Origin of the sequence: Gemmiger formicilis, assembly GCF_024462815.1 — a bacterium.
Lineage (GTDB): Bacteria > Bacillota > Clostridia > Oscillospirales > Ruminococcaceae > Gemmiger.
In genome coordinates this window covers 129,601-145,354 of sequence record NZ_JANGCG010000003.1, presented here as the reverse complement: position 1 = coordinate 145,354, position 15,754 = coordinate 129,601, and the positions used below count along the sequence as shown (strand labels likewise).

At 59.3% G+C, this 15,754-nt stretch carries 15 protein-coding genes; 2 read left to right on the top strand and 13 right to left on the bottom strand.

Features of this window, described 5'->3' with window-relative positions:
* Positions 1 to 84 precede the first annotated feature (84 nt).
* The 12 genes from NE623_RS04675 to NE623_RS04620 form a co-directional block, all read right to left on the bottom strand.
* On the bottom strand, positions 85 to 885 hold the full coding sequence (locus NE623_RS04675) for a glycosyltransferase family 2 protein (protein ID WP_256272586.1): 801 nt from the start codon (positions 883 to 885) through the stop codon (positions 85 to 87).
* Positions 882 to 1,670 (bottom strand): sugar phosphate isomerase/epimerase family protein, encoded by a 789-nt coding sequence (locus tag NE623_RS04670; RefSeq protein ID WP_256272587.1) that lies wholly within the window; start codon positions 1,668 to 1,670, stop codon positions 882 to 884. The genes NE623_RS04675 and NE623_RS04670 overlap by 4 nt, the downstream gene beginning before the upstream one ends.
* Positions 1,671 to 1,673: 3 nt before the next feature.
* Positions 1,674 to 2,597, bottom strand: a complete 924-nt coding sequence (locus NE623_RS04665; protein ID WP_256272588.1) for a sugar nucleotide-binding protein — start codon at positions 2,595 to 2,597, stop codon at positions 1,674 to 1,676.
* 128 nt (positions 2,598 to 2,725) lie between these two features.
* Complete coding sequence (hisH, locus tag NE623_RS04660; protein ID WP_256272589.1) at positions 2,726 to 3,361, bottom strand: imidazole glycerol phosphate synthase subunit HisH; 636 nt, start codon at positions 3,359 to 3,361, stop codon at positions 2,726 to 2,728.
* Positions 3,358 to 4,125, bottom strand: coding sequence for an imidazole glycerol phosphate synthase subunit HisF (gene hisF / locus NE623_RS04655; RefSeq protein WP_256272590.1), 768 nt, complete (start codon positions 4,123 to 4,125; stop codon positions 3,358 to 3,360). The genes hisH and hisF overlap by 4 nt, the downstream gene beginning before the upstream one ends.
* 9 nt (positions 4,126 to 4,134) lie before the next feature.
* Positions 4,135 to 5,508: an N-acetyl sugar amidotransferase gene (locus tag NE623_RS04650; RefSeq protein WP_256272591.1), complete on the bottom strand. Its 1,374-nt coding sequence runs from the start codon at positions 5,506 to 5,508 to the stop codon at positions 4,135 to 4,137.
* A 123-nt stretch (positions 5,509 to 5,631) separates the two neighbouring features.
* Positions 5,632 to 6,792, bottom strand: a complete 1,161-nt coding sequence (locus NE623_RS04645) for an amidohydrolase (RefSeq protein WP_256272592.1) — start codon at positions 6,790 to 6,792, stop codon at positions 5,632 to 5,634.
* A gap of 107 nt (positions 6,793 to 6,899) precedes the next feature.
* Positions 6,900 to 7,202, bottom strand: a complete 303-nt coding sequence (locus NE623_RS04640) for a Dabb family protein (protein WP_256272593.1) — start codon at positions 7,200 to 7,202, stop codon at positions 6,900 to 6,902.
* The gene (locus NE623_RS04635; protein ID WP_256272594.1) at positions 7,203 to 8,324 is read right to left on the bottom strand and encodes an N-acetyl sugar amidotransferase; all 1,122 of its coding nucleotides are present in this window, start codon (positions 8,322 to 8,324) and stop codon (positions 7,203 to 7,205) included.
* A 331-nt stretch (positions 8,325 to 8,655) separates the two neighbouring features.
* Positions 8,656 to 10,179: a 2,3-bisphosphoglycerate-independent phosphoglycerate mutase gene (gene gpmI / locus NE623_RS04630; protein WP_256272595.1), complete on the bottom strand. Its 1,524-nt coding sequence runs from the start codon at positions 10,177 to 10,179 to the stop codon at positions 8,656 to 8,658.
* A 59-nt stretch (positions 10,180 to 10,238) separates the two neighbouring features.
* Positions 10,239 to 11,009 carry a triose-phosphate isomerase gene (gene tpiA / locus NE623_RS04625; protein WP_078784486.1) on the bottom strand — a complete coding sequence of 257 codons (771 nt, stop codon included), beginning with the start codon at positions 11,007 to 11,009 and terminating at the stop codon, positions 10,239 to 10,241.
* 249 nt (positions 11,010 to 11,258) lie between these two features.
* A complete protein-coding gene (locus NE623_RS04620; RefSeq protein ID WP_256272152.1) occupies positions 11,259 to 12,467 on the bottom strand; it encodes a phosphoglycerate kinase in 1,209 nt (402 codons plus the stop codon).
* 387 nt (positions 12,468 to 12,854) lie between these two features.
* Between NE623_RS04620 and NE623_RS04615 the strand changes: the two genes are divergently transcribed.
* Positions 12,855 to 13,637, top strand: a complete 783-nt coding sequence (locus NE623_RS04615; protein WP_256272153.1) for a ZIP family metal transporter — start codon at positions 12,855 to 12,857, stop codon at positions 13,635 to 13,637.
* Between the two features lie 73 nt (positions 13,638 to 13,710).
* Complete coding sequence (locus NE623_RS04610; protein ID WP_256272154.1) at positions 13,711 to 14,553, top strand: YihY/virulence factor BrkB family protein; 843 nt, start codon at positions 13,711 to 13,713, stop codon at positions 14,551 to 14,553.
* A 96-nt stretch (positions 14,554 to 14,649) separates the two neighbouring features.
* On the opposite strand, the gene NE623_RS04605 is transcribed toward NE623_RS04610, so the two are convergent.
* Entirely contained in the window at positions 14,650 to 15,738 is a 1,089-nt protein-coding gene (locus NE623_RS04605; protein WP_256272155.1) for a sugar kinase, read from the bottom strand.
* Positions 15,739 to 15,754 lie beyond the last annotated feature (16 nt).

Sequence of the window (15,754 nt, the reverse complement as noted above, 5' to 3'; positions counted from 1 at the left end):
GCGTGTCCAGTAGGTATCGCGCGCGGTGCTGGCGGATGTAGCCGCCAGTGCCTGCAGCAGCCCGCGCCGCATTAGCGGTGTGTTTTACGGGTTGTACTTGCCTGCCAGCGCCTTCAGCAGCACCTGCATCAGGTCGCTGTTGCCCTTGAAGCCACTGATTTTGGTGGGGGTCTTGCCGGTGGCTGGGTAGGCGCGGGTCACGGGGACCTCGCAGGCCTTCAGGCCCAGCTGGGTGGCACGGATGCTTAAGTACGCCAGCAGCTCATACTCACTAAAGACATCGCGCAGCGGGCGGACATCGGGGTGGGTCAGGTACTCGCGGCTGTAGGCGCGGTAGGCGTTGGTGGTGTCGGTGAACCACTGGTGCGCGCCCAGACTGATGAGGGGCGCGTGAATCAGCCGCACGGCGGCATAGCGCACCAGCGGCGTATTGATGGCGTGGCCGCCGCGGATAAACCGGCTGCCCTGCACAAGGTCATAGCCCGCCTGCAGCTTGGCGATGAATTTGGGCACATCCTCAATGGAGTCCTTGTTGTTGCCGTCAATCGTCAGGATGCCCTTATAGCCGCGGTCCAGCGCAAAATAGATGCCCATGCGCAGTTGGGCGCCCTGCTTGCCGGGGCCGGTTTTCGTCAGCAGCGTGTTGACGTGGTACAGCTGCAGGGTTTCCTGCTTCATGCTGCCGTCGGTGGAGCCGCCGTCGCAGATGACAATGTCGCACAGGCGGTCAACGCCCGCCTTCTGGGCACGGCCCAGCTCGGTCAGAATCCGCGCCCCTTCGTTGATTACCGGAATCAGCAGGCAGTAGTCACTGCGGCGGCCCTCAAATTCGGCGGCGGTGTAGTCCGGCACGCCGTTCAGATTTTTACGCTCGTACTCAATCATGCAAACACCTCCGCGATATAGTCCATCGTGCGGCGGATGGTGTCCACATCGGTGCGAGCCATCTCGACCGAGACAAAGCCGCGGTAGCCCACCGCGCCCAGCAGCAGCGCCAGCTCCTTGTGCTCGGGGCGGCGCTCAATCGGGGCCAGCCCCGGCTCGCTGATATGGACATGGCTCACATACTGCATATCATCAATGAAATTCTGCAGCTTTTCGCCCTGCGCCAGCACGGTCGACAAATCAAAGTTGACCGACAGGCCGGGGTTATCCAGCCGCTTGACCAGTGCAAAGGCGTCCGCCGTGTTGTTCAGATAGTTCGTGTACATGGGCGGGTTTGCCTCCAGCGCCAGATGCACACCGTACCGTGCGGCCAGATTGCCCGCCTGCATAAAGAACGCCTCGGCGGCGGCATCGTTGGCCCCCAGCGGGCGCATACGGTTTTTGGGGCAGCCGAACACCAGCGAGGGGCAGTTCAAGCTGTGGGCAAACTGGAAGGCCTGTGCCGTGTAATCAAGCAGCGGTTCAGCGTCGGCGGGGTTGAAGATATTGCCTTTCTGGCCGTACCAGATGCTTTGCAAACTGGGTACGGAGAAGCCCCAACGGTTTTTGAGATACCCGCCGAAAAGCAGTGCACTGGTCAGATTTTCATACGGTGCTTCGGAAAAAATGCGGGTGGGGGCCAGTTCCAGCCCGGTAAAGCCCGCCTGCTGCATGGCGGCGTAGACAGTCTCGTCCTCATCCTTCTGCCATGCAATGTTGGAAATGGCCAGCTGATAGTTCGCCATATGTCAGTCCCTCCAGTCGCGCAGGAAGCGCGTTATATCGTCCAGTTCCTGTTGTTTGGTGCACAGGTAATCCCCGCTACCGCCCAGAATCTCCGCATAGCGGCTGCGCAGGTCATAGTCAAAGGGAGATTTTGCCAGCTCGTTGCGCCAGCTGCCGCCTGTCACGGCGGTGTAGACCTCGGCGGCGGTGATGGGCGGCGTGCAGAGGTGCAGCAGCTTCACACCGGCGGCGCGGGCCTTTTCAATATCCGCCCACAGGCGTCCCAGATTGTAGAACTGGTAGCGGCTGCGCGAATCAGTAAAGGCCAGCGCGTTGAAGTCATTCTGTGCAAAAAACGCCTTCAGGGCGGCTGTATCGGCGGTGCCGTTCAGCTTGTAAAAGCCGTTGTCCGCCAGCGTGTAGCCCGTTTTGACAAGCTGTGATTTTTGCGCCAGCTCGTCATATTTTTCCGGTTTCAGCATAGCCGGGGTGAGGGTGTGCAAATCATACAGGAAGTTCTTTTTGATACCCACGCCGTACAGTGCCGGCAGACGCACGATGAGCGCTTCCGGGAAATCCTCCCGCACCCACTGCTCCAGTTGGAGGCGGTTTCTGCCGTAGGCGGGCAGGCCGTCCGCGGCGGGGGTGTCATCCTCATATTTGCCGCGGCTGTCCGGCCAGACAGCGATAGTGGAAATCAGCACCAGTTCCTGCGGCGCGATGCGGCGGATATTTTCCCGCGCTGCACGCATAACCGCCAGATCTGCTTCCGGATTCGCGTTGGCCAGAAACATAGCGGCGGGCACACCCGCATAGACGCAGAGCACCGGATGGCTGCCGTACTGCGCGGTGATATCGCTGCTGTGGCAGGCCGCCGCAAACGAATGCTTTGCCGCCAGGTTGCCCCCCACGAACCCGGTGGAGCCGACAAGCAGATCCAAGGACATAGCTGATTCTCCTTTGCACATTTATACAAAATACATTATAGCGTATCGCAGCGGAAAAAGCAACGCCCTGCGCAGAATCGCGCAGGGCGTTGCTCCTTATAAAGCCTTTTCCTATGGGGGAAGGCTCACTATTTCAAAAACTCCTCAATGATCTTTAACCCGACCTCGCCCGATTTCTCCGGGTGAAACTGGCAGCCCAGCACACTGCCGTGGACAGCGGCGGCGCAGATTTTGCGACCGCCGTACACAGTGTAGGCAAGGCAGTCCGCGTCCTCGGCAGGCTTGGCCTCATAGCTGTGGATGAAATAGCACTCCTCGCCGGGGGTAAGCCCTGCCAGTGCCGTGCCCGCAAAGTCCGTGCGGTTTCCGCCGGGGTACAGCGGGTTCCAGCTGATGTGCGGCACCCGCTGGGGCTGGCCGTCGGCATCGGTGTCCGGTATTTTCACAACGCGCCCCGGTATCAGCCCCAGTCCGGCGTGCAGACCGAACTCCTCGGATTCGTCAAACAGCATCTGCATCCCAAGGCAGATGCCCAGCAGCGGCGTGCCTGCGGCGGCCTTTTGGCGTATCGGCTCCACAAGGCCCAGCTTTTCCAGACCGTTCATACCGTCCCGAAACGCCCCGACGCCGGGCAGTACCAGCGCTTCCGCGGCCAGAATATCCGCGGCCTTGTCCGTAACCAGCGTCTCTGCCCCAAAATGCGCAAAGGCGTGCTGCACGCTGAGCAGATTGGACAGGCCGTAGTCAATAATTGTCACCTTCATACCCGGCGCACCTCCACTCCGCCTGCGCGGATGTCATCCTTCAGCTCCTGCACGGTTTCCTTTTTATAATGCAGCACCGCAGCGCAGGCCACGGCGTCCGCGCCCGCATTGGCGGCGTCCACAATATCGTCCCCGCAGCCCACGCCGCCGCCGCAGATAACCGGCACATTGACGGCTTTGGTCACGGCTTCAATCAGCTCTAAGTCCATGCCCTGCTGCAGGCCCTCGTTGTCCACGCTCGTCAGCAGGATTTCCCCTGCGCCCAGCGCCACACCGCGCTTGGCCCACTCCACCACATCATAGCCGGAATGGGCGCGGCCGTTGTCATAGTAGGCCTCCCACTTGCCGGGCCATGTGCGGCTGCGCTTGGCCTGAATCGACAACACCATGCACTGGCTGCCGAAGGCCTGCGCCACCTCGGTGATAAGCTCCGGCCGCTTGATGGCCGCGGTGTTGATAGCCACCTTGTCCGCGCCCATCGACAGGATGTGGCGCACATCCTCCACGCTGCGCAGGCCGCCGCCCACGCAGACAGGAATATACACATCATCGACCGTTTTGCGGACAATGTCACTCAGATTGTTGCGGTTGTACAGGCTGGCCACAATGTCAATGTAGAGCAGCTCATCAATGCCGTCCTCATAGTATTCCTTCGCAAAAGCGTTGGGGTTGCCCAGCTTGCGCAGCCCCTCCAGCTGGATGCCCTTGACAAGGTTGGTGTCCTTGACGTCCAGACGGGCGATCAGGCGGATCTTTTTCTTCATGGCAAAACCTCACTGCTCGTGGTGCGTGCCGCGCGGGTCGCCCCACAGAACCTCGCTGTCGCCCTCGTAGGGGGTGTGGCGCAGCTTCCACATATTGTCCTCCCACTTCCAGAGGTGCGGGCTGCGGAAGCGGTCGGCCAGGTCCATAAAGTAATCGCGGTCCATCCTGGGCTGCTCAAACAGCTGGCTGGCCCACGGGAAATGCTGCCGGTCAAGGGACAGATACTTGAAGATTTCCTTCTCAAAGCGGTCCGGGTATTCGCCATCAAACTTCTTGCACAGTGCTTTGCCCTCGTCCAGCGTGATTTCCTCGTTTCGGATTTCCTGCGCAGCATCGTAGGTGGTGCGGCCGATGCCGTACTTGATGTAAGTGGTGTAGTAGAAGAAATCGTCGATTTTATCGTCAATCGAATTGTACTTGGAGTAGGTGCCTTGTGTGCGCTCCGGCGCAGGGCGGAAGCCGCCGTGCTCAACGCTGTAGTAGTACGCGCCCTGCGGGTGCCATTTTTCGTAATAGCCCAGATACCGCACCTGAATGTGGTTTTTCTCCAGATTTGAGGTTTCGGACGGCAGGTAGATGGCCAGATCCGCCTTGTCCACCTTGTAGTCCTCCTCCAACTGGCGCAGGCTGACGCCGCCCAGATAGATGTGGTCGTAGTCATTGACGGCAAAGAAGTGCTCGTCACGCAGCGCGGAGTTGTTGTCGGCAATCGGGTTGCCGAACTCGGCCTCGTTCTCGCCGTAGAACACCAGCGGGATACCGAACTTGGCGGCCATCTTGGGGGCCAGCTGCTTCTGCCCCAAAATGAACGGCTGGAACGGATGGAACAGGTTCTCGGTGGCAAGGCGGGTCAGCAGGCGGTGGGTCATACCGTTGGGGGTGCACAGGTAGTTGTCAAACCCGGCGTGAATCCACGCCTGCATATTGTCCCAGCCCCATGGGGTATACATATGAGGTGCCCAGGTGACGGTCAGCGGGTGCATACCGTACTTATATTTCAACAGGTGGGCAGCGTAGAAGCTGTCCTTGCCGCCGGAGCCGGGCACAAGGCAGTCATAGCTGCCGTCATTCTTGCGGTACTCATCGCAGAGCTCGCGCAGTTCCTTCTCCCGCAGGGCCCAGTCGATATGGCCGTCGGCCTTATTGTGGCAGGCGTGGCAGGCATCGCAGACGCCATCCTCCTGTATGACCATCGTTTTTTTGATAGATTTGATGGTATGCTCAAACTCATAGCAGGAGTTGGGCTTCTGGTTGCTCATCACACATTCCTTGCAGAACTGCACATGCTTGGGCAGGCCGTAATAAGCCTCCCGCTGGTCCTCCGGGATGTCGGGGGCGTATTTGCTGTAATCAATGTCCACATGGCGGGGAAGTTTTTCCATATTTCTACACTCCATTCGGCTTTGTACCAAAAATAAAAAGGCGCCGTCCGATAGCAATGCTATCAGACGGCGCCTTTGCCGTTGATGGTATTATAACACAGGGCGTTTTATTTTGCAAGAGGGTCAGCCGTTATCCACACGGTTTCCGTCAATAAAGACGGCCTTCACGGGGGTCATAACTTCAAAGGGGCTGCCGGCGGTGATGACAACGTCCGCGTCCTTGCCAACCTCCAGCGAGCCGACGCGGTCGGCCACGCCGATATGCTCCGCCGGGTTGAGGGTGATGGCCTTCAGCGCATCGAACGGGTCCATGCCCGCCTTGATGGCCATACCGGCGCAGAGCGGCAGATACTGCTGCGGAATGACCGAGTTGTCCGTGATGATGGAGACATGGCAGCCCGCCTTGGCCAGCACGCCGGGGGTTGCCCACGATTTGTTCTGCAGCTCATATTTGCTGGCAAAGGTCAGGCTGGGGCCGACCGCCATCGGGACGTCCTTCTCCTTGGCCAGCTCGTCCACAATGAGGTGGCCCTCGGTCACGTGCTCCAGCGTCAGGCGCAGGTTGAACTCCCGCGCAATGCGCAGTGCGGTAAAGATATCATTTGCCTGATGGGCGTGCGCCTTTAGGGGGATTTCCCGCGCCAGCACCGGCAGCAGGGCCTCCAACTTCTGGTTATAGGCGGGCATCTTGGTCACATCGCCGTTGGCCGCCTGCTTGCGGGCGCCGTAGTCGCGGGCCTGCATCAGTGCGCCGCGCAGGAAGGCCGCCGTGGACATACGCGTGGAATCGCACTTGTCACGGTAGCAGCGCTTGGGGTTTTCGCCGAAGGCGCACTTCATCGCGACCGGGTCCCGCACAACCATATTGTCCACGCGGTCGCCCACGGTTTTCATTGCTAAGAACGTGCCGCCCAGCACATTGGCGCTGCCCGGCCCGGTGCAGACGCAGGTCACGCCCGCACGGCGTGCATCCCCCAGCGAGGGGTCACGCGGGTTGATGCCGTCAATGGCGCGGAGCTGCGGCGTCCAGATGTCGTTCATCTCGTTGTAGTCGCAGCCCTCATAGCCGATGCCGTAGCCGTCCAGCCCGATATGGGTGTGGGCATCGACAAAGCCGGGGAATACGTCAAGGCCATCTGCCTCAAAAATTTCAGCGTCTGCCGGGGCGTCCAAGTCACTGCCGATGGCGGTGATCTTGCCGTCAGCCAGCAGAATATCCGCCTTATACGCATCGCGGTGTACGGCATCATGGACGAGGCCGTTTTTGATTAAAGTTGCTGCCATAACCATTTTACCTCCGTTACCTCGTAGGGGCGGATTCCCTGTCCGCCCGCTAAGCCGCTATGACCCGCGGGCGGACAGGAAATCCGCCCCTGCAATACTTTTTATTCTTATACCGTAAAATCCAGACAGGTCCGCACGGCGGTGTAGGGGCGCACCTTGCCATCGGCCACGGCCACATGGGCCGGGTGGGTGGAGTAGCCCTTCAGCGCGGCGGCGTCGGTAAAGGTGGTGTCCAGCATCAGATCCGCGTTGGCGCTGCTGGGCAGGGCGTCGGTGTAGACGTGCACCTCCAGCAGGCCGGGAATCTGACCGGCCAGGCCTTCCAGTCCTGCCTTGATGCCGGCCTTGACGGCGGCCTTCTCGGCGTCGGGCATTTCCTTCAGCTTCCAGAGAATGACATGACGTACCATTTACTTGTTCTCCTCCCAGATGGGGTGCTTGAGCTGCCACTCGCCACAGTCATTCTTCTCAAACAGGTCGCGGTTGTAGAACTTGTCCATAATTTTCCAGAACTCGGTCTCGGTGTAGCCGCAGAACTCGCAGAAGTCACGCACGCAGAGCGGGTCCAGCTTGCCGTCGCGCTCCTTGATGATGGGAATAGCCTCCTCGCGGGTCATCATACCGTAGCGGATGTAGCGGGCGGTGTAGTCGGTGGCGGCGGCGTGGCCGAACTTGGGATACTTCAGCCAGCTGTGCACCAGATAGGCGCGGGAGTCGATCTGGTCAAAGTTTTCGGCGTGGTGGGTGCGATCCCACTCATGGGTCAGGTCGTGGAAGCCGTGCGCCTTGGCAATCTGGTAGTTCTTGTAGCTGTTCCACGGCACAAAGTAGCTCATATAGAACGGGTCGAGCTTGGCGCGTTCCTCGGCGCTGGGGGCCAGCGTCAGGGAGAGGTCCTTCTCGGTCACGCCGTCACCCAGCAGTTCCTCCATCGGCATACCGACAGCCACGCCGTTCTCAATCTGGTCCATGGCGGAGTAGGTTTCCTTGTCGGCGTTGCCGCCGTACTCAAAGCTGACGTTCTCGCCGTAGCAGAGCATCGGGGTGTTAAACTTGGCGGCCATATGCAGGGGGAAGGTGTAAATCAGGCGGTCAACGTACCAGGTCGGCTTGCCGTACTTTTCAAAGAATTTGCGCATCAGAATCTTCTGCACCTTGATGTTGGGCTTGCAGGAGATGATGGTGCAGCCAAATTCCTCGCTGATGTTTTTCAAGTTGTGGATGCCCGCCTGCGTCATGGGGAAGTTATCCTCCACGCTGAACAGGATGGGGTTCATGTGCATAACCTCTTTCAGCATCCAGACCTGGAAGTGGCTGTCCTTGCCGCCGGAAACGGCAACAGCGCAGTCATAGCCACCGGGGCCGTTCATGCCGCGGTACTTATCGCAGTAGGCCTCGAACTCCTTGAAGCGGGCATCCCAGTCCACGTTCTTGCGGTTCTCGTAGTGGCGGCAGGCGCTGCAGACGCCCTCGGCATCAAAGGTGATACCGGGGCGGGTGTCGGGCATCGTACATTTTTTGCAGTAACGCATAAGAACACTCCTTATTTGATAATGCAGTCAGTTTTGCAGACAGATTCAATTTACAGCTTGGTGGAATGTTTCTCTTGAAAAGAGGTTTTCCGTAAGACTACTATACCGCATTTGCCGGAAAATAGCAAGATAAAAGCGGAGAGGGCGGGTACCGGCTGTTGTGCTTGGGCATTGGCCCGCAGGCTTTCCCATAGGCGGGTGCTGCCGGGCAGCTTCCGCGGGCGGAGCAGAGCCCCGCCCCTACTGCGTTGTTTGCGGTAAATGCCGTCCCTCACGTTTCCCACAAAAAAGCGGCAGGCCAAAAGCCTGCCGCGGGGTATTGGGTGTAAAATTACTCGATGATGCTCTTACCGGTCATTTCCGCGGGGACGGGCAGGCCGATGTAGGGCAACATGGTGGGGGCAATATCTGCCAGGCAGCCGCCCTCACGCAGCTTCACATCGCCAGCGCCAATCACAGCGAAGGGCACCACGTTGGTGGTGTGCGCCGTGAAGGGAGAGCCGTCGGGGTTCTTCATCTTCTCGGCGTTGCCGTGGTCAGCGGTCAGGAACACCACACCGCCGGCCTTCAGCACGGCATCGGTGACCTCGCCCACGCACTTGTCAACGGCCTCGACAGCCTTGACAGCGGCGTCAAACACGCCGGTGTGGCCGACCATATCGCAGTTGGCAAAGTTCAGGATGATGACATCGTACTTGCCGCTTTCGATGCGGGCCTTGCACTCATCGGCAACCTCATAGGCGCTCATTTCGGGCTTGAGGTCGTAGGTGGCAACCTTCGGGCTGGGGATGACCTTGCGGTCCTCGCCCTCGCAGGGCTGCTCCACACCGCCGTTGAAGAAGAAGGTCACGTGGGCATACTTCTCGGTCTCGGCAATGCGCAGCTGGGTCTTGCCGTTGGCGGCCAGATACTCGCCCAGCGTGTTCTTCAGCTCAACCGGCGGGTAGGCAACCTCGCAGTTGGGCATGGTGGCATCATACTCGGCCATGCAGACATAGTGAACCTGCTTGCGGCCGCCGCGGCGCTCAAAGCCGGTGAAGTCGTCATCGCAGAAGATGCGGGTCATCTGGCGGGCACGGTCGGGGCGGAAGTTCATAAAGATGACGGTGTCGCCGTCCTGCACGCGGCCGCCCTCGCAGGTGACCACAGGAATGACGAACTCATCGGTGACATCGGCGGCATAGCTGGCCTCGATGGCCTCGGCTGCGTTGGCAGCGTGGTTGCCCTCGCCGTAGACAAAGGCAGCGTAGGCCTTCTCCTCGCGGTCCCAGTTGTTATCGCGGTCCATCGCGTAGTAACGGCCGGAGACGCTGGCAATCTTGCCGATGCCCAGCTCGTCCAGCTTGGCCTGCAGGTCAGCCAGGAAGCCCTTGCCGCTGTGCGGGTCGGTATCACGGCCGTCCATGATGCAGTGCAGATAGACCTCCTTGGCGCCCATCTGCTTGGCCATTTCCAGCACGCCGTACCAGTGGTCGGCATGGCTGTGCACGCCGCCGGTGCCGACAAGACCCATCAGGTGGATGGCCTTGCCTGCGTCGATGGCTGCCTTCATATTCTTGACCAGCACGGGGTTTTTCAGCATCTCGCCGTCCTTGATGGACTTGGTGATGAGGGTCAGCTGCTGGTAAACGATGCGGCCTGCGCCCATATTGGTGTGGCCGACCTCAGAGTTGCCCATCTGACCGTCAGGCAGGCCGACTGCCATACCGCTGGCCTCAATGGTGGTCATGGGGTAGTTGGCAAACAGCTTGTCCAGGTTCGGCTTGTTGGCGGCAACCACGGCGTTGCCGTAGGTCACATCCGGCGTCCAGCCGAAGCCGTCCATGATGCAGAGCATAACAGGTTTTTTAGACATAGATTTGTAGACTCCTTTTCGTTGAAAAGGCTTCCCCTTGGGGGAAGCCTTTGTTGCAATCAGCCCTTGGTGGCAGCGTCCACAATCACGGCAAACTGGTCAGCCTTCAGAGAAGCGCCGCCAATCAGGCCGCCGTCAACATCAGGCTTGCTGAGCAGCTCCTCGGCGTTCTTCGGGTTCATGCTGCCGCCGTACTGAACGGTCAGGGCCTTGGCAGCGTCCTCGCCGTACAGCTCGCCGACCACCTTGCGGATGGCGGCGCAGACCTCCTCGGCCTGGTCAGCGGTAGCGGTCTTGCCGGTGCCGATGGCCCAGATGGGCTCATAGGCGATAACAACGTTCTTCAGCTCGTCAGCGGTGACGCCGTTCAAGGCGATCTTGACCTGCATACGGACCAGCTCCTCGGTGACACCCTGCTCACGCTGGTCAAGGCTCTCGCCGACGCAGATGATGGGCTTGAGGCCGCCGGCCAGTGCTGCCTTGGTGCGCTTGTTGACAGTCTCGTTGGTCTCGGCAAAATACTGGCGGCGCTCGCTGTGGCCGATAACCACATACTCAACGCCGAGGTCGGTCAGCATATCGGCGGAAATCTCGCCGGTGAAGGCGCCGGACTTCTCAAAGTGGACGTTCTCAGCGCCAACGTGGATGTTGGTGCCCTTGGTCATCTCCACAGCGGTGACCAGGTCGGTGAAGGGAACGCAGATGACGACCTCGCAGCCGGCGTCCTTCACAGCGGGAATCAGCTCGCTGATGAGGGCCTTGGCCTCGGTGGCGGTCTTGTTCATCTTCCAGTTGCCGGCAATGATAGCTTTACGATTCTGTTTATCCATGGTTGGTTGTACTCCTTACTGTAAATTATAAAGTGGCAATAAGCAAATAATAGATAAGAAATAATAAATAATAAATTCGGTGGGCTTTTGCCTGAAGGCAAAAGCAAATTTTTTGAGCCGCGCAGCGGCGGTTCACCTTCATTTATTATTTATTATTTATTCTTTTTTATTTCGCGCTTTTCTTGTTCACAAGAAAGGCGGGGGGGGGGGGGGGGGCGCGGCGGCTCTGCCGCCGCGCCTTGCGGTTTCTTATGCCTTCTGGATGACGGCGATACCGGGCAGCTCCTTGCCCTCGAGGTACTCGAGAGAAGCGCCGCCGCCGGTGGAGATGTGGGTCATCTTGTCGCCCAGACCCATCTGCTGGACAGCTGCAGCGGAGTCGCCGCCGCCGATAACGGTGGTGGCATCGCTCTCAGCCATAGCCTTGGCAACAGCCAGGGTGCCGGCAGCCAGAGTCGGGTTCTCAAACACGCCCATGGGGCCGTTCCAGACAACGGTCTTGCTGGCCTTGACGGCGTCAGCAAACAGCTTCATGGTCTCGGGGCCGATGTCGCAGCCTTCCATGTCAGCCGGGATAGCGGTGGTGGGGACGATCACGGTCTCGATGGGGGCATCAATGGGATCGGGGAAGTCCTTGATGCAGGCAGCATCGACAGGCAGGAGCAGCTTGACGCCCTTCTCCTTGGCCTTGGCCATCATTTCCTTGCAGTAATCCAGCTTGGAATCATCGCACAGGCTCTTGCCGATCTCATAGCCCTGCGCCTTCAGGAAGGTGTAGGCCATGCCGCCGCCGATGATCAGGGTGTCGACCTTCTCCAGCAGGTTAGAGATAACGTTCAGCTTATCCGCAACCTTGGCACCGCCCAGAATAGCGGTGAAGGGACGCTCGGGGTCATTCACAGCGTTGCCCAGATACTTGATTTCCTTCTCCATCAGGTAGCCGACAGCGGTATCCTTGACATAGTCGGTAACACCGGCGGTGGAGCAGTGGGCACGGTGGCAGGAGCCAAAGGCATCGTCAACATAAGCGTCGGCGAGGCTGGCCAGCTCTTCGCTGAAGGCGGGCTCGTTCTTGGTCTCCTCCTTGCGGAAGCGGGTGTTCTGCAGCAGCACAACATCGCCGTTGCCCATCGTGGCAACAGCAGCCTTGGCGTTCTCGCCGACAACGGTGTCATCGTCAGCAAAGGTGACGGGCTGGCCCAGCTTCTCACTCAGGCGGACAGCCACGGGGGCCAGGCTGAACTTAGCCTCGGGGCCGTTCTTAGGCTTGCCCAGATGGCTGCACAGGATGACCTTTGCGCCATCGTTGATCAGCTTCTTGATGGTCGGCAGTGCGGCATTGATACGGTTATCGTTGGTGATAACGCCGTCCTTCATAGGGACGTTGAAGTCGCAGCGAACCAGTACGCGCTTACCGGCGTAGTTCTCATCGTCAATGGTCTTTTTACCCAAACCCATAGTAAAAGCTCCTCTCGGTATGTTTCACATTTTTGGCGGGGCGCACCGCGCCCCAAGGGGTTTCTTCTATTATACGCACAAATCCGGATTTGCGCAAGTGTTTTTGATATTTTTTTAACCGGTTTGTGTGAAGGGGGTGTAAAATTTTTGTGTAGGACATGGTTTTTATTGGCTGCTGTTTCCGGCACGCCTGTAGGGAGGGGTCTTGACCCCTCCGTGTTTGCGGAGGTATGCTATTCATCACCCGTTGAGTTGTAGGGGTCGATGCTCACATCGACCCGCAGGTTTTTCCCAATCCCATTCCTTGACGCCCGGTGGGGTGCTGTGCTATAATCCAGCCATAAAAGCATATGGGTGGTTATATATTTTTTGGGAGGTGGTTAGTAAATGCTAACTAATGTTATATCCGGCCTGCTTATCCCCTTTGCGGGCACAACGCTGGGCTCGGCCTGCGTGTTTTTTATGAAAAAATCGTTGCATCCCGGTGTGCAGCGGGCCTTGACCGGCTTTGCCGCCGGGGTGATGGTGGCGGCGTCCATCTGGAGCTTACTCATCCCTGCAATGGAGCAGTCCGCCGCGTTGGGACGGCTGGCATTTTTGCCCGCGGTTGTCGGCTTCTGGCTGGGGGTCGGCTTTCTACTGGCGCTGGATATGCTGGTGCCGCATCTGCATCAGGGCGCTGACAGCCCCGAGGGCCCGAAAACCGGCTTTTCCCGCACAACAATGCTGGTGCTGGCCGTAACGCTGCACAACATCCCCGAGGGTATGGCCGTCGGCGTGGTCTATGCGGGGTACCTAACCGGCAGCACTCAGATTACCGCGATGGGCGCGCTGGCGCTCTCACTCGGCATTGCCATCCAGAACTTCCCGGAGGGGGCTATCATCTCACTGCCGCTGAAGGCCGAGGGCGCAAGCCGCGGCCGGGCGTTCTGGCTGGGCACGCTGTCCGGCGCGGTGGAGCCGGTGGCGGCGCTGCTGACCGTCTGGGCGGCCGGTCTTGTGGTGCCCGCGCTGCCGTATCTGCTCAGCTTTGCGGCGGGCGCTATGCTGTATGTGGTGGTCGAGGAGCTTATCCCCGAAATGTCGCAGGGCGAGCACTCCAACCTTGGCACCCTCTGCTTTGCGTTCGGCTTCACCCTGATGATGGCGCTGGACGTGGCACTGGGGTGACTTGCGTTTACCGGGGATATTGAATATAATAGGTATATTTTAAAGCCGCTTCCCGCACACAAGGAGTCCCCCGATGAAACAAAAATTCTCCCGCTGGCTGCACATTGCCACCGCGGTGGTGCGCAAATATCTGGCACTGGATATGGCAGTGTACGCCGGCTCGGCTACGCTGTTCCTGCTTATGGCGTCCTTCCCGATGCTGATGTGGGTGCTGGTGCTGGTCAATCTGCTGCCCGGCTTCTCGGTGGAGAGCGTGGCCGAGCTGCTGGCGGATTTTCTGCCGCAGATTCCAAGCGTGCAGGAGTCCACCATCCAGCTGCTGCAAAACCTCAGCAGCCAGTCCGCGCAGTTTGTGGCCTCGCTGGCCGTGCTGACCACCATCGTCTCCGCCTCCGGCGGGATGAGTGCCCTGCAAATCGGCCTGCAGCGGCTGACGCCGGGCTCCCGCCGCACCTTTCTGAACCGGCTGCTGGCCGTGGGCTATACCTTTGTGTTTGAGCTGCTGCTTCTGGTCATGCTGGCGCTGCAGGGCATGAAATCCCTGTTTGCGCGCTTTGCCGATACACTGCCGTTTTTCCGCCATTACGCCGCCGTGGTGCACGAGGCCCAGCGCGTGGCCAACATCGGCCGGTTTGTCATAATACCGCTGCTTTTTGTTCTGCTTCTTCTGATTTATACCTATGTGCCGGGTGGGCGGCGGACGCTGCGCAGCCAGCTGCCGGGCACGATTTTTGCCACCGCCGGGTGGTTGATTTTCTCGCGTGTGTTCTCGTTTTACATCCTGCATTTCTGGCGGCTGTCCTATATTTACGGCTCGCTGACGGCTGTGATTCTGGTCATTCTGTGGCTGTTTGTCATCATCAATCTGATTTTCCTCGGTGCCGGGCTGAATGCGGAACTAAACGGCGCTGCGTAAAGGGGAAGGTCTGCGGGCGGGCAATGCCCGCCCCCACAACCTAGCCAACAAAAATGCGCCGCCCCGGTTTTGGGGCGGCGCACTGTTTTTTACGCATTACCGCTTGATATCGTAGTTCATATTCATCAGATTGCGGATGCTCTCCACATCGTCGGTGATGTTGGCATCGCCGTGGATGGTGTGCTTGATGGCGCTGGAGGCCACCGCAAAGTTGACCATATCCATCGGCTTGTAATCGTGCATCATCGCGTAAATCAGGCCGCTGGCAAAGGCATCGCCGCCGCCGACACGGTCCAGAATGTTGAAGGTGTAGAGCTTGGATTCAAAGGTGTGGCCTTCGAACCACATAAACGCCTTCAGGCTGTTCTCACTGCCGGAATGTACGTACCGCACGTGGCGGGCAATGCACTTCAAGTTGGGATAACGGTCGATGAAATGCTGGAAAATCTCGTCCTGCTGCTCATAGCTGGGCTGCAGCGGCACACCGTCCTTCCAGTCGCCCTGGCTGTGGTCGGCCTCGTCCTTCCACAGGTGGTAGGGTTCAATGCCGAACAGCACATCCACGTAGGGCAGGCACTGGGTGCAGTAGTCGCGGGCCTCCTCCCATGTCCAGAGGGTGGAACGGAAGTTGCCGTCAAAGCTGACGGTCAGGCCCTTCTCCTTGGCCACCTTTAGGCAGCGCAGGATGAAGTCGGCGCAGTTTTTGTTCAGTGCCGGGGTAATGCCGGACAGGTGCAGCCAGTCAAAGCCCTCGAACAGCTCGTCCAGGTCCACCTTCGTCAGATCATACTCGGTCAGGGCGCTGTGCATACGGTCATAGATGACCTTGCTGGGACGGATGCCGTAGCCGGTCTCAAGATAATAGGTGCCCAGACGGTGGCTGGGGGTTTCCTCCTTGGTGGAGAGAATCATCGGCGTGCAGTGCACATCGTTGCAGCGCAGCCAGCGCACGGCACTTTTGCCCAGAGAGTTGTTGGGCACCACGCTGAAGAAGGTGGAATCCACACCCAGGTTGGCCAGTGCCAGCGCAATGTTGGCCTCGCTGCCGCCGTAGCTGGCCTCAAAGGTGGAGGTCATACGGATTTTCTCATAGTTCGGCGGGGTCAAGCGCAGCATTACCTCGCCGATGGTGATAAACTTCTGCGGGCTGCTGTTGCCCATCAGGATGGGATTGCTGTGCTCCATATTGGAAGTCCTCCTG

Excerpts from the sequence above, each read along its gene's own strand:
- NE623_RS04620 (WP_256272152.1), bottom strand. The coding sequence starts at position 12,467 with ATGGGTTTGGGTAAAAAGACCATTGACGATGAGAACTACGCCGGTAAG.
- tpiA (WP_078784486.1), bottom strand. The coding sequence starts at position 11,009 with ATGGATAAACAGAATCGTAAAGCTATCATTGCCGGCAACTGGAAGATG.
- NE623_RS04650 (WP_256272591.1), bottom strand. The coding sequence starts at position 5,508 with ATGGAAAAACTTCCCCGCCATGTGGACATTGATTACAGCAAATACGCC.
- NE623_RS04635 (WP_256272594.1), bottom strand. The coding sequence starts at position 8,324 with ATGCGTTACTGCAAAAAATGTACGATGCCCGACACCCGCCCCGGTATC.
- NE623_RS04610 (WP_256272154.1), top strand. The coding sequence starts at position 13,711 with ATGAAACAAAAATTCTCCCGCTGGCTGCACATTGCCACCGCGGTGGTG.
- gpmI (WP_256272595.1), bottom strand. The coding sequence starts at position 10,179 with ATGTCTAAAAAACCTGTTATGCTCTGCATCATGGACGGCTTCGGCTGG.
- hisH (WP_256272589.1), bottom strand. The coding sequence starts at position 3,361 with ATGAAGGTGACAATTATTGACTACGGCCTGTCCAATCTGCTCAGCGTG.
- NE623_RS04605 (WP_256272155.1), bottom strand. The coding sequence starts at position 15,738 with ATGGAGCACAGCAATCCCATCCTGATGGGCAACAGCAGCCCGCAGAAG.
- NE623_RS04665 (WP_256272588.1), bottom strand. The coding sequence starts at position 2,597 with ATGTCCTTGGATCTGCTTGTCGGCTCCACCGGGTTCGTGGGGGGCAAC.
- NE623_RS04640 (WP_256272593.1), bottom strand. The coding sequence starts at position 7,202 with ATGGTACGTCATGTCATTCTCTGGAAGCTGAAGGAAATGCCCGACGCC.
- NE623_RS04670 (WP_256272587.1), bottom strand. The coding sequence starts at position 1,670 with ATGGCGAACTATCAGCTGGCCATTTCCAACATTGCATGGCAGAAGGAT.
- NE623_RS04645 (WP_256272592.1), bottom strand. The coding sequence starts at position 6,792 with ATGGCAGCAACTTTAATCAAAAACGGCCTCGTCCATGATGCCGTACAC.
- hisF (WP_256272590.1), bottom strand. The coding sequence starts at position 4,125 with ATGAAGAAAAAGATCCGCCTGATCGCCCGTCTGGACGTCAAGGACACC.
- NE623_RS04675 (WP_256272586.1), bottom strand. The coding sequence starts at position 885 with ATGATTGAGTACGAGCGTAAAAATCTGAACGGCGTGCCGGACTACACC.
- NE623_RS04615 (WP_256272153.1), top strand. The coding sequence starts at position 12,855 with ATGCTAACTAATGTTATATCCGGCCTGCTTATCCCCTTTGCGGGCACA.